Here is a 21,351-nt window from a genome sequence, read left to right as displayed (position 1 = left end):
TGCCCAAATTATTTTAAAACCAAACGCCGAAGCCAATATTTAACTGCCCTGTTGCTTCATTACCTTTTGCTGCATTATCTAAAACTTGGTAATCTGCTTTTACTACTGCTCCATTAGCAATGTGATAACTTAAACCTGCAGTCCATTCTTGTCTATTAAAAGCTAAATTTCTGGAAATTGCTGCATCTTTAGTCGCGGCATGCGTATCATATTGTTCATAACGAACAAAAGCATCTAATTTTTGTTCTTTAGATAATGGTAAAAGATTGTAAGCACTTTCTACATACCATCCTTTTAGTTCACTACCAAGATTTGCTTCGTTTGCCGTGTTATAAGCATCTGCATCACTAATTAGTGCATGAATATATTGTCCTCTAGCAGAAAAACGTTTTTTAATATAACGCGCATCTAAGCCAAACATATTAATACCTACATCTGCTCCTGGAGTTTCTTGAATATCGTCCTCTGCTTGGGTTCTTCCAAAATAACCAGATAATCCTAAACGCAAACCAGAAATACCATAATAATCTACTTTTGCAGAAAGGTTAGGTGTGTTAATAGTAGACTCTGCTCCTTTTTGTCGTCCGTTACGCAAACCATTACTTCCTCCTAAAGTTTTATCTCCATTTAAAGAGGTGAAACCATTAAAAATATATGCTTGGTAACGTAAAGAAGCATTATCCAATTTACCAGCAATACCTACTCCAATTTCTCGCCATGTAGTTGGTACAATGCTTTTGTCCATGCTTGGTCTTTCCACACCATTAAAAACGGTTGGCTCATGGTATTCATTAACAATTCCCATTGGTACTAACATTAAACCACCACGAATGTTTACTTTATCGTTTAGGCTATAGTTTAAGAATGCTTGTTCGATATACACTTCTTTAACGTGTTCGTATTCTATTTCTGTAACAAACTGTACTTTATCACTAAATTTATAGCCTAAAAGCATCACTAGTCTGTGTACATCTAGACTTCCATTATCTCCTTCTGGTTGGTTGTAATCTACTTGTGCATAACCACCAATAGTTATTCCTTTGGATGCAGAGCCATTTAAAATGTTTTGCGCTGCGTTAACTTGTTGATTTTTTGATGCTGTTGTATCTTGAACAACGGTTTGAGAAAACCCTATTGTTGCGGTTAACATTGCAATTGAAAGTAAAATTCTTTTCATTCTTTAATTCTATTTAGACTTATTATAAATAAATTATAATTTTTCGAGTGCAAAAATAGAAATGAAATTGAATTAGACCAATTTTATTTAGACTTATTTTAAATAAAAGAATATTTTATAGTTTAGGGCAACGTTTACAATTAGACTTCCCCTTCTTCTTATACTTTTTACAGCATTTAGATTTCTTATTCACATCACAGTAAACAAGACAGGATGTAATAATTACAGGCGCTAATTTGGGAGTAATATCTGTTTGCATTATTTTAATTTATTCTAAATAAGAACAAAATTACAAAAAAAAGATTCCAATAATGGAATCTTTTAACATTTAATTGTCAACCGTTTATCTATTGCTTCGCATTCGCTGCAGCAATAGCATTTACATCGCGATCAAAAAGGTAGTGACCAGATTTATCATTTCCTATAATGTTTAGCTTATCTAATAATGTTCTAGCAAGTGCTTCTTCTTCCAATTGTTCACTTACATACCATTGCATAAAATTATGGATACTATATTCTTTATTCTGTAAACTTTCAAAGATCACATGATTAATTTGTTCGGTAACAAAGATTTCACTCTGAAGAAATTTCTCAAAAAGTTCTATAATACCACTGTACGATTCTTTTGGTTTTTCTAATGCTGGGATGGCTACATTTCCGCTTCTTTCATTAATAAATTTTACAAGCTTAAGCATGTGAACACGTTCTTCTTCAGACTGACTATAAAAGAAATCTGCAACACCATTAAATCCATTTGCATCTGCCCAAGAAGCCATTGCTAAATATTGCATAGAAGCTTGTGCTTCAAATTTCACTTGGTCATTAAGTAATTTTTCAATAATAGTATTCATAGGTATAATTTTAAAAAGTGTGTGTGTTCGTTTATCTGTATAAAAGTATTGCATTTAGCACGAAACACCAAAAGCAAATTCCTATAAAATCGTTAAATTTAATGGTACTTGGTAAAGATTTTAGTGGCTTCGTTATACGCACTTTCAAAATACAAAGCATTCAAATCATGTGCTTTTTTAGTAGTTAAATACGAGAGTACTTTTTCGGTTGGCATATTACCTGTAAGTTCATCTTTTGCCATCGGGCAACCGCCAAAACCTTGAATTGCGCCATCAAAACGTCTGCATCCGGCTTTGTATGCTGCATCTACTTTCTCGTGCCATGAAGAAGGCGTGGTATGTAAATGTGCTCCGAATTCTATTTCTGGGTATTTAGGAATTAAATTAGAAAACAAATAGTTTATGTTTTCCGGATTAGAAGTTCCTACCGTATCGCTTAACGAAAGAATCTTTACTCCCATTTTACTTAACCGTTCGGTCCATTCTCCAACAATTTCTACATTCCAAGGATCACCATACGGATTACCAAATCCCATAGAAATATAGACTACAACTTGTTTGTTGTGCTTATGAGCGACGTCTAAAATATCTTGTAAAATAAGAACCGATTGCGCAATGGTTTTATGTGTATTACGCATCTGAAAGTTTTCGGAGATAGAAAAAGGATAGCCCAAGTAATCTATTTCTGGGTGTTGACAAGCAGCTTCCGCACCACGTAAATTTGCAACAATAGATAATAATTTACTTGTCGTTTTACTTAAATCTAATTGTGCTAAAACTTCTGCAGTGTCTACCATTTGCGGAATTGCTTTTGGAGATACAAAGCTTCCGAAGTCCACCGTATCAAAACCTACTCTCAAAATAGACTGAATGTATTGTACCTTAAGTGCTGTTGGTATAAACTCTTTTATACCTTGCATAGCATCTCGAGGACATTCAATAACTTTTACGTGCTTGTTTTCCATATTAGGACCAAAGATAGAAAAGATTCGTGTTAACGAAAACGATTTAGATTTTAAAGTAATATTAATATTGCAATTCCTATAAAAACAACAATCTGCAACCATTTTAATACTACACCTACGTTCTTATTTTGTTTGATATAATCGGAAATAGATCCTGCTAAAATAGCAATAATAGAAAAAAGGATTAAGGAAACGCCCATAAACAGAAACCCTAAAATATAGAACTGTGTTATTGTACTCATGGTATCACTAAACAAGAATCCTGGAAAAAATGCCAAAAAGAAAATAGAAACTTTAGGGTTTAAAACGTTCATGATAAAACCTTGTTTAAACAACTGCATTAAGCTCTTTTTTGGCGCACTGGTATTATTAAACTCTATTCTAGAATCCCCTTTAAAAACCTTGTATGCTAGAAAAAGTAAATATAAAGCACCTAATAATTTTATTGCAAAAAACAAATTGTCATTTGCTTTAATAATTGCAGATACACCAAAAGCTACTAATGTGGTATGTACTATACATCCTGAAATTAAACCAGCAACGGTTGCCAAACCATATTGTTTACCATTCGTAATACTTTGCATTAACACAAAAATATTATCTGGTCCGGGAGAACACGCTAACGCAGAAGTCGCTAAAACAAAAGAAAGAAGTAAATCGTAATCCAAGTTTCTATTTTTTTTTTTATAAAAATAAGGTTTTAAATAGATAATCTATGCAGTAAGTATTCTAAAATAATTTCGACTATAAAAAAAAACGAACCTCATGAAAAGAATTACACTTTTACTCTCTTTAATAGTATTAAGTATCTTTAATGATATACAAGCACAATCTATTGCTACCTATACTATTGTTTTTTCAAGCACATGGAATGCAACAGATCATACTTCCATTCCGCCAAATGACCATTGGTCTAGATTAGTTGGTACTAATCATAATAGTAATGTTTCCTTTATAGAAGTTGGTACTATGGCTAGCCAAGGTATTGAGTTAATAGCCGAAAGTGGAACCAATGCTATTTTTGAAGATGTAGATGTACAAAATGCTATTAATGCAGGTAATGCGGAGCAATATATTTACGGTCCGTCTTTAGGTTCTGCTGCAGGAACGATTACTATTTCTGATTTGAATGTTAGTAGTGCGTTTCCAATACTTTCCCTATTTACAATGGTAGCTCCTAGTCCAGATTGGATGATGGCTATTGATGATTTAGAATTAATGGATACATCAGGTAACTGGAAAACCTCGATATCTATTCCTATGTTATATGTTTATGATGCTGGAACAGATGCTGGAACTAATTATACTTCGAGTAATGCAGATGTAAATACACCAATTTCCATTTTTGACGGCGCTAACGCAATAGCTCCTTTTAATGGAAATTCTATTGGTTCGTTAACGGTAACACTAACGAACTTGTTAAGTGTGGCCGAAGTAAATCCGTTAGAAAGTCTAAAAATATTCCCTAATCCGAGTACCGGAAACACAACGATAAGCAACGCTCCATCCATTAAAAATATAGAAATTTATAATATACTTGGAAGCATAGTAAAAAGTGTCCTCGTAGAAAACAACTCTAAAATAGAATTAAATCTAAATGCATTAAGTAAAGGAATGTATTTAGTGCGATTAACAGATGTTTCTGGAAATACAAAAACGCAGAAATTAATTTTGGAGTAACCCCTTATTTATTTTTTTAATAAGCGCAGGACCTTCATAAATAAAACCGGTATAAATCTGGACTAAGTCTGCTCCTGCTTCTATTTTTTCTAGTGCATCTTTTGCAGAATGAATTCCTCCTACTCCAACTATTGGGAATGCTTTATTACTCTTATCGGCTAAATATTTAATGACTTGTGTCGACTTTTCCTTAACTGGCTTTCCACTTACACCGCCATTTCCTATTTCGGTTAGTCTAGCGTCGGTTGCTTTTAAACCTGTTCTATCTGTAGATGTATTACTTGCAATTACACCATCTAAATTAGTTTCTGCAATAAGATCTATAATTTCATCTAATTGTCCGTTATTTAAATTTGGAGCAATTTTAAGTAGAATTGGTTTCTGTATTTCAAACGTATGGTTCGCCTTTTGCACGGCGCCAATTAATTCTAATAAATAGTCTTTATCATTTAATTTTGCATGGCTACCAACATTTGGACAGCTCACATTAAGCACAAAATAATCTACATACGGATGCAAACCGTTAAAGCATTCCAGATAATCTTTGGTATAATCTTCCGGTTTTGTTTGGGTATTTTTACCAATATTTCCACCGATAATCACTTTCCCTTTATTCTTTTTTAATTGTGTAATTGCAGTTTCTAGACCTTCATTATTAAAACCCATTCGGTTGATGATTCCTTGATCATCTTTTAAACGGAATAAACGTGGTTTCGGATTTCCTGCTTGTCCTTTAGGCGTAACGGTTCCTATTTCTATAAAACCAAATCCGAAATTGGATAATTCGTTATATAAAATGGCATTTTTATCGAAACCAGCAGCTAATCCAACAGGGTTTTTAAAGGTTAAACCGAAGAGTTTTCGTTCTAGTTTAGCATCTTCAATAACATATAAACTTCTATACAAACTTGAAAATCCTGGGATTTTACAGGTCAAACGAATTAACGAAAAAGTAAAATGATGAATCTTCTCTGGATCGAAAAGAAAAAATAATGGTCTTAGTAGTAATTTGTACATCTATCCTTGTTTGTGCAAAAGTAATTCTAAAAAATGTGATTAACAATTTATATAAAGCGGATTAATCGTAACTTTGAACCCTAAAAGGTTATTAAGTTAGCGTACTCGAATTCTTAAAAATTATAGATATAATGATTTCAAAACAAGATATAATAAAGCGATTTGTAGGTTATGTAATAGTAGATACAGAATCGGATCCAGAAAGTGATACCACACCAAGTACAGCAAAACAATGGGATTTAGCAAATGCGCTAGTCGAAGAGCTGAAAGCTATTGGCATGCAAGATGTCACTATTGATGACAAGGCGTACATCATGGCTACTTTGCCAAGTAATGTGGACCATGAAGTACCAACGATTGGATTTGTTTCGCATTTTGATACGACTCCAGATTTTACAGGAAAAGATGTAAAACCTCAGATTATTGAAAGTTATGACGGAAAAGATATTATTCTAAATGCTGCGGAAGACATTGTACTTTCTCCAGATTATTTTGAAGATTTATTGTTATATAAAGGACAAACGCTAATCACAACTGACGGAACGACGCTTCTTGGAGCAGATGATAAAGCTGGTATTACGGAGATTATTTCGGCAATGGAATACCTAATTCAGCATCCAGAAATTAAACACGGAAAAGTTAGAGTAGGTTTTACTCCAGACGAAGAAATTGGTCGTGGTGCACACCATTTTGATGTCGAAAAATTTGGCGCAGATTGGGCTTACACGATGGATGGAAGTCAGATTGGCGAACTAGAATACGAAAACTTCAATGCTGCAGGAGCGGTTGTAAAAGTAAAAGGAAAAATTGTACATCCTGGTTACGCAAAAGGAAAAATGATAAACTCCATGTACATTGCGCAAGAGTTTATTAACTCGTTACCAAGATTGGAAACGCCAGAACATACCGAAGGTTATGAAGGTTTCTTTCACCTATATTCTATAAAAGGTGAAGTTGAAGAAACCGTTTTACAATACATAATTCGTGATCATGATAAAGAACATTTTGAAGCACGAAAAGAAATGATGCAAAAACTTACCGATGAGCTAAATGCACAATACGAACGTGAAGTAATTACCATTGAAATTAAAGATCAATATTTCAATATGAAGGAAAAAGTAGAGCCTGTAATGCATATTGTAGATATTGCGGAAGAAGCGATGAAGCAACTAAATATTAAACCACTTATTAAAGCAATTCGTGGTGGTACAGATGGTTCACAACTTAGTTATATGGGATTACCTTGTCCGAATATTTTTGCTGGAGGACATAATTTTCACGGACGATACGAATACGTTCCTGTAGAAAGTATGATAAAAGCTACCGAAGTAATTTGTAAGATTTGTGAATTGACTGCTGAGAAAAAATAATATTCCGCATTTCGTTAGTTCTTGTAAATAATCATAACATATAAAACTCAAATTCGCTTTAAAAAAAATGAAAAGAATAGTATTAACTTTTTCTCTTTGCCTACTCGCATTATTAACAAAAGCACAAGATGCAAGTGTTGAAAAATCTGTTTTTGGAGTGCAAATAGGAATTTTAGGAGCTTGGTTACACCATGAGGCCAAATTAACAAATAGAATTAGTCTTCGCAGTGAACTAGGTTTTGATACTGGTTTAACTATTAGAAGTAACTCCACAGATATTATTCTTGGAACAGCCATTTCGCTAGAACCAAGATGGTATTATAATATTAGTAAGAGAAAATCTAAGTCTAAAAGAATAGATGGCAATAGCGGAAATTTTATTTCTATAAAAACACAATATCATCCAGATCTAATCCTTGCTTCTAGTAATGACAATATTAATTTAATTAGTGATATTACCATTGTACCAACTTGGGGTATTCGAAGAAATATTGGTAAGCAATTTAATTACGAAGCAGGATTTGGCATTGGATACATTCATTACTTTAAAGAAAAAAATGTAAGAATTATAGGTGAAGCAGATGTTGCTGTTAATTTACATGCAAGAATTGGATATCGATTTTAATATTTTATAAAAGCCAAAACAAAATTGTTTTGGCTTTTTAAGTATTCTTAAAGAACAACGATTAATCTATTAAACATTATATTTCATACAAATATGAGCCAACACAGAAACAGAAATAAGAATTTAGGTTTAGCCGAATTAATAGCGATTGCTCTTGGAGGAATGGTTGGTGGTGGTATTTTCACCATACTAGGAATTTCTGTTTCCCTAATTGGAAATCTAACCCCATTTGCAATAATTATTGGTGGTTTAATTGCAGCTTTAGCGGCATATTCTTATGTGAAATTAGGGCTTTATTATAAAGATGAAGGCGCCACATATTCGTTCTTTAAACGTACCTATCCAAACTCCAATTTCTCGGCTTCTGCCATTGGTTGGTTTATAATTTTCGGATACATAAGCACGTTAGCACTTTATGCATATACTTTTTCATCGTATGCCATTAGTAGTACCGATTTTGCCGATAACATTTGGATTAGAAAAAGTGTAGCCATTGGTATTATCGCTGTTTTTACGTTTATAAATATTTGGAGCGTTAACGGAATGGGGAAAATTGAAGATTTAATGGTGTACACTAAACTTGTGGTATTAACCATTATTTCGGTAGTATTAATGACACACGGAACATCAGATTTTGGCACTTTTGTTGAAAATTTGGCTTTAGATTTAGAAAACTCTAGTATTTTTTCCATCTTAATTGTGGCATCCTTGACCTTTGTCTCTTATGAAGGTTTTCAACTAGTTATTAACGCGGTGAATGAAATGGAAAATCCCGAAAAAAACATTCCAAGAGCCATTTATAGTGCAATCACGTTAGCCATTTTGATTTACGTTGTAATTTCAATGGGTGCTTTATTTGCTATTCCTACCGAAGAAATTATAAAAAATAAAGAATTTGCTTTAGCCGCTGGTGCAGGAAATATATTGGGAAGTTTAGGTACAAACCTGGTAATTTTAGGCGCCATTTTAGCAACAAGTAGCGCAATTAGCGGAACCGTTTTTGGTTCCTCTAGACAAATGTCTGTTATTGCTAAAGACGGTTTTTTTCCCGCAATATTATCCATCCGAAAAAATAATAGTCCGCAAAATGCAATTATAGCAATGGCAACCATTTCTAGTGTTTTAATACTCGCTGGTGGATTAGAATTAATTCTAGAATTTGGTAGTGTTACTTTTCTTTTAGTTTCCTTATTAATGGCGATTGCCAATTTCAAAATTAGAGATAAAACAAATTCTTCGTATTTTTTAACCATACTTTCTATTATCGGATTAAGTATTGGTGGTCTTTTAATTTTATATTATGAATTCACAAATAATTGGCAACAAATGTTAGCCATCCTAATTTTATATACACTACTTGCTTTCGGAGCTTGGCGATTTTCAGAAAAGAAAAAGAATACACCTAAACTGGTAAATTAGATCCTTAGTATCTATATTAAAGCCTGCAGAAATAAAGGGCCAATTTAGGTTTAATTATATACTTATTAAAAAGACAATTTGTAATTAAGAGCATTGCCACTTTATCAAACGAATGGAAAAAAGGAATGGAAAAAAGAGTTAATACAAATTAGAAAAACGTGAGTATTATCAAAAAATAAAACTGCATGATGACTGATCACTGCAAAATAAATAATTGAACTTAATTCTTTTGTTTGGCAAAATACTACTTGTTACTTGCATTTCACTTTAGTTACAGAAAGGTGAATCCTATTTTATAAAATTCGAAACCATTTTAAACGATATAAACAACGTCTACATCTTATTATCAAGTATAAAAATTAAAGACGCAAACTTCTATCAGAACAAAATAACTAGATACTTGAAACTAAAAAAGCATCCTAAATAGGATGCTTTTTTGTATAGAAATAAATTTATTTCTTACTTCTTAATTTCTGTTGGTGAAACGTTTAAGTTCTTACTCAATTCCAAAGAAATTGCAGAACGATCAAACTTTAACTTTCCAGCCATAGTTTCAATAACACAACTGTTATCTTTATCGTTAAGATCTGCTATTTTACCATGCAAACCACTTTTAGTAATTACTTTATCGCCTCTTTTTAGTTCGCTAGCAAACTTTTTTTCTTGTTTTGCACGTTTCATTTGTGGTGCAATCATAAAGAAATACACTACAGCAAACATTGCTATAAACGGTAAAAATTGTCCTATTTCTCCCATGTTTGTTAATCGTGGTTATGACCTTCGTGACCTGGTTGCGTACTAGACTTCATTTGTGTTGCTGCATTTGCTGCTGCAGGAATACCTTGTACTTGTTGCTTATTTGCTACAGGCGTTTTTACAGGTGCATTAGGATCTGCTTTTACAAAAGCTTTGATCTTAACAGTTTCTTTTCCTGTTTCTGTATTAGCAGTTACAGTAATCGTTTTAGAAACGGCATTTTTACCAGAACCATTATACTTTACTGTAAACTTACCTGCTTCTCCTGGAGCTAAAGGTTCTTTAGACCAATCTTGAGGTACAGTACAACCACATGTACTTTTAATATTTGTAATTACTAAAGGCGTTTTTCCTGTATTTTTATAAGTAAATACTGTTTCTACTGGAGTTTTAGCTTCAATTTCACCAAAATCATGCTCACTCTTATCGAATGTTAAAACTGGAAAATCACCAACATTAGCATCTCTTTCTGCTGCTTCTGCAACGTTTTTGTCATCAATTTTCTTTGATGCATCTTCTTTACATGAAGTAAAAGCGATTAAGCAAAATGCGCTTAAACCTAATAATACTTTTTTCATAATTCTTTTTTTAAATTGTTCAACGTTATTTTCGAACTGTAAATGTAATAAATTTTACAATTACAGCAATCCTCTACCTATTTTATTTAACTTTTTATCGGCTTCATATTCTTTCACCAACTTATCTAATACACCATTGATAAACACACTACTCTTAGGCGTTGAGTACTCTTTTGCTATTTCTAGATACTCATTAATAGTAACTTTTACTGGAATAGAGGAAAAGTTTAACATTTCACAAATCCCCATTTGCAATAATATATAGTCAATGCTTGCAATACGATCTGCATCCCAATTTTTAGTTTTTCCTTCAATTTCTGCAGCAAGAGTGCTTTGATTTAAGATCGTTTTCTTTAATAAATCAATGGCAAACTTTTTATCGTCTTCATCTTTATACAAATCAGGTACAAAATAATTTGGCTTTGTGTTTTCCTTTACCTTTTTTAATAGTTTTAAAATAGCCGTATTAATTATAGGTAAATCATCTAACCAAGTTAAATTCTTATCTTCAATGTATTCGTAAAGTTTTTCGTTAGGCGCTATAATTTCTTTAAAAACATCCACAACAAAGTCTCTATCTTCTTTGAAGGTAGACGTTTTTGTTTGCATGTATTCGGCATACAAATCACTTGCTAATATTTCTCTGAAAAGAATATCTACATATTCATCATCTAACTGCCAGTTAGTGATTCTATGATTTTCAATATCTGCTAGAAGTTCTGGGTCGTTTTTTAACAACAAAAAGACTTCGTTAAATACTAATTTCTTGTTTGGGTTTTTGTCTTCTGCGGTAGCGAGAAGCTTTTTTTGTGTTTTTTCTATGTTTATTTCCGCTTTTCTATGCACCTCAATTAATAAGGACATTAAAAGCAAATACAGGTTGTACATACCATCGATACTCTGTAATAAAAACCGCTGGTCTTTACTGAAATTGTCACTTTCGCCTCCTTTAAAAGCGTAAAGGATTTGCATAACTTTAATACGAATGTGTCTTCTATTAAGCATATAAAAAAGAACTTAGATTAAAAAAGGCGAAAGTAGTTACTTTCGCCTTGATATTATAGTGTTTTAAAAAGAATTATTTTGAATTTTCTACTTTTCTTGCTTCTATTCTACTTTTTGCAATATTAAGTGCCGCTTGATTGGTTGTTATTCCATTAGTATCTGCATTAGATAAAATTTCCAGCGTAGTATTATAGATGTTTTGTGTTTTACGCATAATTTCTTTTTTATCGTAACCTTCTAACTCTGCATACACATTAATAATTCCTCCAGCATTAATTAAAAAATCTGGTGCATAAACGATGCCTTTTTCTTGAAGAATTGCCCCGTGTTTTGCTTCTTCTGCTAATTGATTATTAGCAGCTCCTGCTATAATTTTTGCTTGTATTCTATTAATGGTATCATCATTAATTGTTGCTCCTAAGGCACAAGGTGCATAAATATCTACCGCTTCGCTATAAATATCGTTTCCAGTATAAATAGTTGCCCCGTATTTTTTGCTAACTTCTTGCAGGCGCTCTTGGTTAATATCAGAGATAATAACTTTTGCTCCTTCATTCGTTAAATGCTCCACAAGAGATTCACCAACATGACCAATACCTTGAACAATTACTTTTCTATCTTCTAATATATCGCTTCCAAATTTATATTTTGCAGCAGCTTTCATCCCCATAAACACACCATAGGCTGTTATTGGTGAAGGGTTCCCTGCTCCTCCTTTACTTTCAGAAATACCGGTTACGTAAGGAGTAACTTCACGAACTAAATCCATATCTGAAGTTTCCATACCAACATCTTCTGCAGTAATATATTTTCCGCTTAAAGAATGAACAAACTCACCAAACTTTCTCATAAGTTCTGGTGTTTTCTGGGTTTTAGCATCTCCAATAATTACCGCTTTTCCTCCGCCAAGGTTTAAACCTGTAATTGCTGCTTTAAAAGTCATACCACGAGAAAGACGTAATACATCATTTAAGGCTTCCCATTCATTATTATAATTCCACATTCTGGTACCTCCAAGTGCAGGTCCTAATACTGTATTATGTATTCCAATAATTGCTTTTAAACCTGTATCTTTGTCGTTGCAAAAAACAATTTGCTCATGATCATCGAAAGACATTTGTCCAAAAACTGGATCTATTTTTTTTAGATCATTTGCATTAATAACGTCTGAAACCATTTAATTTTAAATTTAAAGTTAGGGTTGTTGTTTTGATGATTTGTAAAAAACAACGTGCAAAATTAAACCAATATTCATGTAAACGCAACATAATTGGCATTAAATTATGAAATTGTTAAAAAATAAAATAAACACTACTCGTGTAAATGAAAGAATTACAACACTTAAATAAGTACTTTTTAAAATATAAGTTTAGTTTAATCTTTGGTATTTTTATAACTATTATATCCAAGATCTTTTTACTGTATACACCTAGACTCATTAGAAAATCTATCAATGTAGTAGATGAATATAGAAAAGGGAACATTACAGATATACAATTCGTAAAAGCAGAATTGCTTGAAAATATTCTATATATAATTGGTGCTGCGTTAATTACTGGAGTACTTACCTTTTTTATGCGACAAACCATTATAAATGTATCAAGATATATTGAGTTTGATTTAAAAAACGAAGTCTACCAACAATACCAAAAACTGTCTCTAAATTTTTACAAAAAAAATAGAACAGGAGATTTAATGAATAGAATTAGTGAAGATGTTGGTAAAGTACGTATGTATGTAGGACCCGCAATTATGTATAGCATCAATACCATTACCCTTTTTATTATTGTTATTGGATCGATGTATAGCCAAGCGCCAAAACTAACCTTATACACGTTAATACCTTTACCAATATTATCTATTATTGTATTTAAAGTAAGTAAAGAAATACATAAACGAAGCACTGTTGTACAAGAGTACCTTTCTAAACTGTCTACTTTTACACAAGAATCTTTTAGCGGAATTTCTATTATAAAAGCCTACGGCATGGAGCCACAAACCTTTACTAATTTTGATACGCTCTCTACTACCAGTAAAGAAAAACAATTAAGCCTAGTAAAAGTACAAGCATTATTTTTTCCTACTATGATTTTACTTATTGGTTTAAGTAACTTGATCGTTATTTACATTGGCGGACAACAATATATCAATGGCGAAATTGAAAGCTTAGGTACCATTGCTGAATTTATTATATACGTGAACATGCTTACTTGGCCTGTTGCAACTGTTGGTTGGGTAACTTCTATAATACAACAAGCAGAAGCATCTCAAAAACGTATCAATCACTTTTTAAAAATAGAACCAGAAATTCAAAATAAGGTTAGCGAAGCTTCTATTATACAAGGAAGCATTACATTTAAAAACGTTTCCTTTATATATGACGACACCAATATTGAAGCTTTAAAAGATGTAAGCTTCTCTATAAAACCAGGAGAAACCTTAGCTATTATAGGGAAAACAGGTTCTGGAAAATCTACTATTCTAGATTTAATAGCTAGACTTTATGATATTAAAAACGGACAATTATTAATAGATAATAAACCAATAGATCAAGTAAACCTGAACAGTTTACGAGATAGTATAGGTTATGTACCGCAAGACGCCTTTTTGTTTAGTGATACTATTAATAACAATATTAAATTTGGTAAAGAAGACGCAACAGACCAAGAAGTGATACAAGCAGCAAAATATGCGCAAGTACACAAAAATATTATTGGGTTCACTAAAGGCTATGAAACCGTTTTAGGCGAACGCGGAATCACACTTTCTGGCGGACAAAAACAACGTGTATCGATTGCTAGGGCAATACTTAAAGATCCGCAAATATTATTGTTTGACGATTGTCTATCTGCTGTAGATACCGAAACGGAAGAGAAAATACTTAAAAGCTTAAACAAACTATCTAAGGGAAAAACAACTATAATTGTAAGTCATAGAATTTCTTCGGCTAAAAATGCAGACAAGATAATTGTTTTAGACGACGGAAAAATTGTGCAAGAAGGATCGCACGATACACTTATTGAAAAAGATGGCTATTACAAAGAGCTCTATGTGAAGCAACTATCTGAAAAAGCGTAGTCCTTTTATATTTTTCACTCCGTTATAAATTTATTATAAATCATCTGTTTAAAAATATTTATAATATTTAGTTGGTTGTTATGTATTTTTTTTTGATTTTTGGACTTCTATTAATGAAACCTTAATATAAAAACAAGACTATGGAAACCAATGGAATGATGGAGAAAGAGGAAATTTATTCTAAAGTATTAAGAGCAGGACGACGCACTTATTTTTTTGATGTTAGAGCAACAAAGGCAGGAGATTATTACTTAACAGTTACGGAAAGTAAAAAGTTTACTAATGATGATGGTTCCTTTCACTACAAAAAACATAAAATCTATATATACAAAGAAGACTTTACTGAATTCAATAGTATTTTAGCTGAAATGACAGATTATATTATATCTGAAAAAGGAGATGAAGTAATTAGCGAACGTCACCAAAAAGATTTTAAAAAAGAATATAACACCGAAGCTGTAGCAGAAAGTCCAATTGCTGAAGCAACTTCAGAAACAACGGAAACTTCGGAACCTGCAGAAAGCAGATTTACAGATGTAGATTTCGACGATATTTAATATCGAATACCATTAGAATTTTAAAACCGTCGCTTTTAGTAACGGTTTTTTTTTGTTTTAAAAACCCCTCTTTTTTAATAACAAAAATCACAATTGTAACCTGCTCCTCTCTTTAGCTAAAGAGAGGTGGATTTTCTAAAAGGAAATTCGGAGAGTTTGACTTAAAACGCGAAGCGGTTTTTACAAGCATTACAAACTCCTCTTTCTTCTAATTTTCTAAATGGAAAATTAAAATTCATTCTCCTCTTAAACTTAAGAGGAGAGCCACATACATTCAGAATTACAACTAATAAATTTGAAGAGTTGACCCAAAACGCGAAGCGGTTTTCATGTAAATTAAGCTTTCACATAATACAAAGCCAAAGTAGAAATCACCAAAACATATAAAGCAGTTACCTGCCAACCAAAGCATAAACCTAAAATCACGACAAGAATAAAAAACCAAATAGGAAATAGTGTAATATAAATCGCAAATCTAAAGGTTGCTACAAATTCAATTTCTTTAATTTTAGGTTTCACATAGTTTTTCCAAACCATAAATGGAAATATAAAATTTGCCAGAAGGATATATTTTATAACTAATTTTAAAAAACTAGTTTTAGGTTTTACGTGCTTCTGGCAAGCTTCAAAATTAGAAGCAATACATTTATTTACAGCTTCCGGATTTAAAAAATCTACTTGATTTTCTTCCAACTTGGCAATCGTTTCCTCATAATTCTCAGCAGGAATATGGGTTGTCAATTTTGAAATTCCCTGATTCACTTCCGCTTTAAGCGCATTAACTGCCTGCTTTTTATCTTTTAAAAGATAGTTTTTTGCAGCTATTGGCTTTCCGAAGAAAACAGAGGTACTATCCACAAATTGATCTGCTTTTATATAATTAACGCCAACAGGGATAATTTGCAAATCTAAATCTGGATACTTATCCAAGGTTTCGAAAACAATACGTGTAAAACCTTTACTTAGCGGTCTAACGGTTCGATTTAAATGATGGTTTCCTTCTGGGAAAATAGCAACTGCTTTATGTTGTTTTAAAATATTGGAACATGCAGAAAATATAGAATTATTGTTACTTACACTACTCCAACCATCTCTAATTCTATAAACAGGAAGCATTTGCAGACTGCGTAAAAACCTATCGACTATTGGTTTATTAAAAACCGAAGCTCGCGTTAAAAAGTAACAGAAACGACCTGATTTTGTGGCAATTAATAACGGATCGATAAGTGCATTTTGGTGATTACTTAAAAACAGCACTGGTTTGTTTTTGGGTACATTTTCCACATGATACACCTTAAAACTTTTGTAATAACAAAAAAGTCCTATTCTAATATACGTTCTTATAAGATGTAACCAAAGTAGTTTCAAATGCTTTCTTTTTTAGATTTTGAAGACCAATAAAAGGACAAACATAAACCAGAAACAATATGCCAAATCCCCCAAAAAGCGGCCATTAATGCCATTCCGCCAAGTCCGTTAAAAAAAGTAAAAATAAGTAATAAACCTAAACCAGAGTTTTGAATTCCGGTTTCTATAGCTAAGGTTTTTTGATTTTTAAAAGATAAACCAAAAGCTTTAGCAACAAAGAAACCTAAAGCAAGCGCTAAAATATTATGACTAATTCCAATAAGTAACACCTTATCGATATACTGATTAAAAATATCTAAATTGTTGGAAAAAGCAATAACAACAATACCTACAAAAACGAATATAGAAAAAGGTTTTAATATTTTGGAAAGCTTTTGTGCAAGCTCAGGCATTTTACTACGTAAGGTCATTCCTAATACTAGCGGAATACCTAAAATAAGTAGCACTAGTTTTACTAAATCGAAGAAATTTAGTTCTACATTCTGTAATAGTTGTGCTGTAGGTTGGTATAAATTTCCATAAAACTGAAAATTTATAGGCGTTAAAACCATGGCTAAAAAAGTTGCAAAAGCAGTTAAGCTAACGGAAAGCGCTGTATTTCCTTTTGCAAGATGCGTCATAAAATTAGAAATATTTCCGCCAGGACAAGCAGCAACCATCATCATACCAAGAGCAATACTAGCTTGTGGTTTTATAAACAAAATAAAAAGATAGGTTACAAAAGGTAATAGTACAAACTGCGAAAGTATACCGATTAAAACTACTTTTGGTTGCCTAAACAATTCTTTAAAGTCGTCAAGCGTTACACCAAGAGCGACGCCAAACATAACTACAGCAAGTGCTATGTTTAAGACCCAAAGTCCGTTGGAATCAAAATTAATTTTCACATCGTCTAACTCTGCCATACTTAAGCTACAGTAGTTCCGTTTTTAACTTTCATTTCCGGATTTAATAAAATAACATCTTTGTTATTTACAGCACCAACAACTAAGCATTCGCTCATAAATTTACCAATCTGTTTTTTCTTAAAATTAACAACAGCAACAATTTGTTTGTTTAGTAAATCCTCCTTTTTATATAAAGTTGTTATTTGCGCGGAAGATTTTTTAATTCCTAAAGCACCAAAATCGATGGTAAGTTGGTATGCAGGATTTCGGGCTTCCGGAAAGTCGTTCACCTCTATAATAGTACCTACTCGCAAATCGACTTTAGCAAAATCATCAAAATTTATTGTATTACTCATGCGCTAAATGTACAAAATATTGTTTTTGGATTTTAGATTTTGCTTTTTGGATTTTTATTTTTTTACATTAGTCAAAAATTAAGTTATGGCAAGAACACCATCTAATATGCTTCCGTTAGGGACTAAAGCTCCGAATTTTGAATTGTTGGATACCGTTTCCAATAAGCGATTACAACTTCAGCAATTAAAAGGAAAACGAGCAACTGTTGTGATGTTTATATGTAATCATTGTCCGTTTGTGATTCATGTAAATCCTATTTTAGTTCAAATGGCAAAGCATTATGAAGGTTTAGGTGTTCGATTTATAGCTATTTCTAGTAATGATGCGGAGAATTATCCGCAGGACGGACCAGCAGAAATGAAAGAGCACGCAAAAGATAACCAGTATCCTTTTGTTTATTTATATGACGAAACGCAGCAAGTAGCGAAAGCTTATGATGCAGCTTGCACTCCAGATTTTTATGTTTTTAATGCCGATTTACATTTAGTTTATCGCGGACAGCTAGACGATTCTAGACCTGGAAATGGCGTTGCTGTTTCCGGATTTGATTTACGTCATGCTTTGGATTGCATTTTGGATAAAACGGAAAACACAAAACTTCAAAAACCGAGTATTGGATGTAATATTAAATGGAAGTAAATCCGCTTGCTTTTGTGTAGTTTATTTTCTATATTTAAAGGTTGGTCTAAATATAAATTATGCAAGAAATCTACATTACTTTAAAACCTAAGAATTACAACTATGAAGAGCGAATTTTAATTTGTTTTGAATATAATATTGAAGTTCGAGAATATGTGAAGAAATTTCCATTAGTAAAATGGAGCCATTATTATAGCGAATATTATATTCCGTTTAGTAAAACCAATGTAAACAATTTGTATAAACATTTAAGAGCGAAACAGCATGTGGTAGACTATAGTTTGCTCATGAATAAATATCGAAAAGGAGAACAAAAACAAAATCTAAGTTTACAAGCTTTAAAGGAAGAGTTTATTTCCCCAATTAAAGAATTTGTAAAATGGATGCATCTAAGACGTTATAGCTTTAATACGATTCAGACTTACGAATCTATGTTAATTATGTTTTTTAAGTATCACCATTCCAAAAAAATCGAATTAATTACAAATGACGATTTAATAGATTTTAACACCAATTATATATTAGCAAATAATTACTCTTACACGTATCAAAATCAATTAGTAAATGCGGTTAAGCTTTTTTTTAAACAGACACAAAATTTAGAAATAGATTTAGAAACTTTAGACAGACCTAAAAAATCTCAGCGTTTACCGGAGGTTTTGAGTTTGGAAGAAGTGAAAGAAATTTTACATGGCGCAAAAAACTTAAAACACAAAACACTTTTATGTTTGCTCTATTCTTGCGGTTTACGAATTGGGGAAGCGTTAAGTTTACAGCTAAACGCTTTGGATCTAGAGCGTAAATTATTACATGTGAAAGCAGGAAAAGGAAAAAAAGACAGATATATACCATTATCGGTAACTATGATTATCCTTTTGCATAGATATTATAAAAGTTATACCCCAAAAGAGTATCTATTTGAAGGACAATATGGAGGTTCTTATTCAGCAGTAAGTGCTAGACAAGTATTAAAAAGAATATTAGCCCAAACCAAAATAAAAAAGCATGTTACATTGCATACTTTACGACACAGCTATGCTACACATTTACTAGAAAACGGAACTGATTTAAGGTTTATTCAAGAGCTTTTAGGTCATAATAGTCCAAAAACAACTATGATCTATACACATGTTAGTACTATTAGTTTAGAAAAAATTAAAAATCCTTTTGATGATTTTGAAATTTAACCTAAATTTAGAAAAACAAACGATGTACCAATACACTACCTTTCACCTTTATTGGGTGTATAAAGATGTATTTTACAATTGTATAAGCTAGTTATCTATAAGTTACTCACCAACAAAAATTATTGGAAAATCTATAAGTCTGAACTTCCAACAAGGGAATAATTACTCAGATGAATAATGTAATCTGAAAAACGTTACGGATTGGATTCTGTTTGATTTTATAAACTAAGATTGAAAAGCTTGCGTTTATCGTTACGACTGAATTACACGCAGAAAAACCAATCTGTGCTAATCTGGACAGTAGAAACGTATCATTGCGCTTAAACCATTGCTAAAATCAGAATTCCTAAATTATATTTATATAAAAATTTAAACATCTGAACTCTGGCTAACTATGAAAAGACCTATAGATAACAACGTATATAATTAATGGCTAGTTATAGCTTGCTTACGAAAATCTTTGCAGATTTTCTATTCCGTTTTTATTTACTAAATTAGGTGCTGAAACACGCCACTAATCATATACAAACACGTTACCACACATTTGAAAAAAACATTGAGATTCATATTAAAAGTAATTATCGGAATATTAATTTGGTTAATATTAGTCGATATACAATGGACTTTTTTTGACAGCCACTCAATCGAAAATTTGATTTTTATTGCATTCGGAATTTTTCTCTTCTTGTTAATTATAAGCGGAATATATTGGATTTTTAAAAAAAAGAGGATTTTGAAGTTTGCTGGTTTCGGAACTCTATATTTTCTGGCCTTTTCAATAACAATGATTTTAACTAATGTTGTTTACGGTAAAATTGCAGAAAATCAATATATTGAGTTATTAAAAGACATTAAAGAATATAAGATAACGAATGGACATATTCCAAAAGAATTATCGGATTTACCAACCGAACATCACAACGTATATGGAATAATTCCTCACAAATTTATTTACGAAGGATACAAACCGTTTATCTGGAATGGAATTGGATTTGACGAAAGTAAAACAGAAAGCGAAACGGAAAAATTAGTCGGATATAAAACGCCAATGGGTTATACAAAATATAGAATCGCAGACGATGAAAATATTGATGATGTAATTTCAAGCATAAGAAAAAACGTGTGGTAACACCGTATATATTTTATTGCTTGGTTCTAGCTTATTTACGAAAATCCTCTCGGATTTTCTATTCCGTTTTTATTTACTAACTTAGTTGCTTAATCACGCAACAAAGCATATACAAACACGTTATGCACAAGTTGTCAAAACCAGCAAAAACAGTGCTTAACTTCAAACTTTTAGATTTTTAAAAAAGGGAAAATGAAAATCTGAATTGTAAAAAAACTCGAGACTCCACTCAAACGAAATTGAAAAATGTTGTGAAAAATCATGTTGAATTTCGACTCGCTAAAGTCGGTTTTCGCATCGGAAATTTAGCAAACCAAAAAGTTTTGAATAAAAAACTGATCCGCTAAATATTACGGCTGAACTGCATGAAAAACGGATTTTCCCAAGTTAGTTTTTAACGATCAAAATTTAGAAACCCAAGGATTCGTGCTGAATTACAGAACTCCAAAACGTTCGAAAAAAAAAGGGGAATGAAAAACGATTTTTTTTTGAGATTTTAAGGTAAAAAAGAATAAATTGATAAAATAATAAAGTTCGTTGGATGTAACTCTTGCGGAAAAAAAAGTAATAAAACCAGTGCATAACACCGTATATATTTTATTGCTAGTTCTAGCTTGTTTACGAAAATCCTCGCGGATTTTCTATTCCGTTTTTATTTACTAACTTAGTTGCTTAATCACGCAACAAAGCATATACAAACACGTTG

Annotated in this window: 21 protein-coding genes; 9 read left to right on the top strand and 12 right to left on the bottom strand. The window is 32.0% G+C overall.

All coding sequences use genetic code 11. The features are described from left to right. Window positions 1-13: 13 nt before the first annotated feature. From ACVCZW_RS06420 to ACVCZW_RS06405, 4 genes are all read right to left on the bottom strand, one after another. Window positions 14-1,177 carry a hypothetical protein gene (locus ACVCZW_RS06420; protein WP_452229320.1) on the bottom strand — a complete coding sequence of 388 codons (1,164 nt, stop codon included), beginning with the start codon at window positions 1,175-1,177 and terminating at the stop codon, window positions 14-16. A 347-nt stretch (window positions 1,178-1,524) separates the two neighbouring features. After that, a complete protein-coding gene (locus tag ACVCZW_RS06415; RefSeq protein ID WP_452229319.1) occupies window positions 1,525-2,028 on the bottom strand; it encodes a ferritin in 504 nt (167 codons plus the stop codon). A gap of 98 nt (window positions 2,029-2,126) precedes the next feature. After that, window positions 2,127-2,993 carry a hydroxymethylglutaryl-CoA lyase gene (locus tag ACVCZW_RS06410; protein ID WP_452231969.1) on the bottom strand — a complete coding sequence of 289 codons (867 nt, stop codon included), beginning with the start codon at window positions 2,991-2,993 and terminating at the stop codon, window positions 2,127-2,129. Between the two features lie 50 nt (window positions 2,994-3,043). Next, window positions 3,044-3,661, bottom strand: coding sequence for a LysE family translocator (locus tag ACVCZW_RS06405; protein WP_452231968.1), 618 nt, complete (start codon window positions 3,659-3,661; stop codon window positions 3,044-3,046). A gap of 97 nt (window positions 3,662-3,758) precedes the next feature. Between ACVCZW_RS06405 and ACVCZW_RS06400 the strand changes: the two genes are divergently transcribed. Further along, entirely contained in the window at window positions 3,759-4,673 is a 915-nt protein-coding gene (locus tag ACVCZW_RS06400) for a T9SS type A sorting domain-containing protein (protein WP_452231967.1), read from the top strand. Here ACVCZW_RS06400 and ACVCZW_RS06395 read toward each other — a convergent pair. After that, window positions 4,659-5,690: a quinone-dependent dihydroorotate dehydrogenase gene (locus tag ACVCZW_RS06395; RefSeq protein ID WP_452231966.1), complete on the bottom strand. Its 1,032-nt coding sequence runs from the start codon at window positions 5,688-5,690 to the stop codon at window positions 4,659-4,661. The two genes, ACVCZW_RS06400 and ACVCZW_RS06395, sit on opposite strands and share 15 nt — an antisense overlap. A 131-nt stretch (window positions 5,691-5,821) precedes the next feature. Here ACVCZW_RS06395 and pepT point away from each other — a divergent pair, with 131 nt between their 5' ends. From pepT to ACVCZW_RS06380, 3 genes are all read left to right on the top strand, one after another. Continuing rightward, complete coding sequence (gene pepT / locus ACVCZW_RS06390) at window positions 5,822-7,060, top strand: peptidase T (protein WP_452231965.1); 1,239 nt, start codon at window positions 5,822-5,824, stop codon at window positions 7,058-7,060. Window positions 7,061-7,127: 67 nt separating this feature from the next. Then, window positions 7,128-7,685, top strand: a complete 558-nt coding sequence (locus ACVCZW_RS06385) for a hypothetical protein (RefSeq protein WP_452229313.1) — start codon at window positions 7,128-7,130, stop codon at window positions 7,683-7,685. A 93-nt stretch (window positions 7,686-7,778) separates the two neighbouring features. Next, the gene (locus ACVCZW_RS06380; RefSeq protein ID WP_452229312.1) at window positions 7,779-9,104 is read left to right on the top strand and encodes an APC family permease; all 1,326 of its coding nucleotides are present in this window, start codon (window positions 7,779-7,781) and stop codon (window positions 9,102-9,104) included. 459 nt (window positions 9,105-9,563) lie between these two features. Here the strand turns inward: ACVCZW_RS06380 and yajC are convergent, their stop codons facing one another. The 4 genes from yajC to ACVCZW_RS06360 form a co-directional block, all read right to left on the bottom strand. Beyond that, entirely contained in the window at window positions 9,564-9,860 is a 297-nt protein-coding gene (gene yajC, locus ACVCZW_RS06375) for a preprotein translocase subunit YajC (RefSeq protein ID WP_452229311.1), read from the bottom strand. A 5-nt stretch (window positions 9,861-9,865) separates the two neighbouring features. Further along, complete coding sequence (locus ACVCZW_RS06370) at window positions 9,866-10,438, bottom strand: DUF1573 domain-containing protein (RefSeq protein ID WP_452229310.1); 573 nt, start codon at window positions 10,436-10,438, stop codon at window positions 9,866-9,868. 60 nt (window positions 10,439-10,498) lie between these two features. Beyond that, the gene (nusB, locus tag ACVCZW_RS06365) at window positions 10,499-11,410 is read right to left on the bottom strand and encodes a transcription antitermination factor NusB (RefSeq protein WP_452229309.1); all 912 of its coding nucleotides are present in this window, start codon (window positions 11,408-11,410) and stop codon (window positions 10,499-10,501) included. A gap of 106 nt (window positions 11,411-11,516) precedes the next feature. Beyond that, window positions 11,517-12,620, bottom strand: coding sequence for a Glu/Leu/Phe/Val family dehydrogenase (locus tag ACVCZW_RS06360; RefSeq protein ID WP_452229308.1), 1,104 nt, complete (start codon window positions 12,618-12,620; stop codon window positions 11,517-11,519). Window positions 12,621-12,766: 146 nt separating this feature from the next. Between ACVCZW_RS06360 and ACVCZW_RS06355 the strand changes: the two genes are divergently transcribed. Together ACVCZW_RS06355 and ACVCZW_RS06350 are read left to right on the top strand one after the other, a co-directional pair. Then, the gene (locus tag ACVCZW_RS06355) at window positions 12,767-14,521 is read left to right on the top strand and encodes an ABC transporter ATP-binding protein (protein WP_452231964.1); all 1,755 of its coding nucleotides are present in this window, start codon (window positions 12,767-12,769) and stop codon (window positions 14,519-14,521) included. 140 nt (window positions 14,522-14,661) lie between these two features. Beyond that, the gene (locus tag ACVCZW_RS06350) at window positions 14,662-15,078 is read left to right on the top strand and encodes a PUR family DNA/RNA-binding protein (protein ID WP_452229306.1); all 417 of its coding nucleotides are present in this window, start codon (window positions 14,662-14,664) and stop codon (window positions 15,076-15,078) included. Window positions 15,079-15,414: 336 nt separating this feature from the next. On the opposite strand, the gene ACVCZW_RS06345 is transcribed toward ACVCZW_RS06350, so the two are convergent. Genes ACVCZW_RS06345 through ACVCZW_RS06335 form a run of 3 tightly spaced genes read right to left on the bottom strand, consistent with a single transcriptional unit; the run spans window position 15,415 to window position 17,689 of the window. After that, window positions 15,415-16,446 carry a lysophospholipid acyltransferase family protein gene (locus ACVCZW_RS06345; RefSeq protein WP_452229305.1) on the bottom strand — a complete coding sequence of 344 codons (1,032 nt, stop codon included), beginning with the start codon at window positions 16,444-16,446 and terminating at the stop codon, window positions 15,415-15,417. After that, window positions 16,443-17,351: a bile acid:sodium symporter family protein gene (locus ACVCZW_RS06340; protein ID WP_452229304.1), complete on the bottom strand. Its 909-nt coding sequence runs from the start codon at window positions 17,349-17,351 to the stop codon at window positions 16,443-16,445. The genes ACVCZW_RS06345 and ACVCZW_RS06340 overlap by 4 nt, the downstream gene beginning before the upstream one ends. 2 nt (window positions 17,352-17,353) lie before the next feature. Then, window positions 17,354-17,689, bottom strand: coding sequence for a tRNA-binding protein (locus tag ACVCZW_RS06335; RefSeq protein ID WP_452229303.1), 336 nt, complete (start codon window positions 17,687-17,689; stop codon window positions 17,354-17,356). Window positions 17,690-17,774: 85 nt separating this feature from the next. On the opposite strand from ACVCZW_RS06335, the gene ACVCZW_RS06330 reads away from it, so the two are divergent. The 3 genes from ACVCZW_RS06330 (at window position 17,775) to ACVCZW_RS06320 (ending at window position 20,645) form a co-directional block, all read left to right on the top strand. Next, window positions 17,775-18,329, top strand: coding sequence for a thioredoxin family protein (locus tag ACVCZW_RS06330; RefSeq protein ID WP_452229302.1), 555 nt, complete (start codon window positions 17,775-17,777; stop codon window positions 18,327-18,329). A 59-nt stretch (window positions 18,330-18,388) separates the two neighbouring features. Beyond that, a complete protein-coding gene (locus ACVCZW_RS06325; RefSeq protein WP_452229301.1) occupies window positions 18,389-19,516 on the top strand; it encodes a tyrosine-type recombinase/integrase in 1,128 nt (375 codons plus the stop codon). Window positions 19,517-20,072: 556 nt separating this feature from the next. After that, window positions 20,073-20,645: a hypothetical protein gene (locus ACVCZW_RS06320; RefSeq protein ID WP_452231963.1), complete on the top strand. Its 573-nt coding sequence runs from the start codon at window positions 20,073-20,075 to the stop codon at window positions 20,643-20,645. Window positions 20,646-21,351 lie beyond the last annotated feature (706 nt).

The sequence above is a fragment of the Lacinutrix sp. MEBiC02595 genome (genome assembly GCF_053601555.1).
The sequence above is the reverse complement of the archived record's forward strand: the minus strand, read 5'-3'. Positions and strand labels throughout refer to the sequence as shown.